1 protein-coding gene is annotated in these 634 nt (G+C 44.3%); it reads left to right on the top strand.

Annotated features, from left to right (window positions below; all coding sequences use genetic code 11):
- Positions 1-634, top strand: a 634-nt coding sequence (locus tag R7R24_RS27890; RefSeq protein WP_318120315.1) for a TonB-dependent receptor, incomplete at both ends; no start/stop codon positions are given.

Below are 634 nucleotides of genomic sequence, written 5' to 3'. Positions count from 1 at the left end.
ATTGTTATCCCACTATATGTAGGGGCAGAGTACACAACTTACGACTACTTTGACCAATACGATCCACAAAGTGAAGCGGGTAATATCATTGGTAGTTCGGGGAACTCCGCTGGTGGTGACCGCGAAACATACGCAATTTATGCTGAATCTCTCATTGCGTTTACTGATGAACTAGAGATGAACATTGCAGCTCGTTACGACCATTACAGTGACTTTGGAGATGAAATCTCACCAAAAGTATCTTTCCGTTACCAGCCTCTTGATAACCTGATGTTCCGTGCTGGTGCTGGTATGGGTTTCCGTGCTCCAACACTATCTGACCTTTACGCGGCTGACAGCTACTCGTCAGACTTCGCAAAAGACTACAGCTACTGTTCAGCAAATGGTATTGCATACGCAGACTGTCCAGAAACTCAATATGATGTAACTCGTACAGCAAACGAAGATCTAGAAGCAGAAACATCAGTATCGTTTAACTTTGGTGTGAGCTACTCACCAATCGACGACCTAGACGTAACAGTGGATTACTACAACATCAGTATTGATGACATGATCACACTGAATACTCTGCAAAGCATGATCGACGAAGAGCGTAGCTCTGGTGTTTCTAACCCGAACATCATCCGTGATGCAA

The organism is Vibrio sp. 704, assembly GCF_033339295.1.
This window is presented reverse-complemented; position numbering and strand designations above follow the sequence as displayed.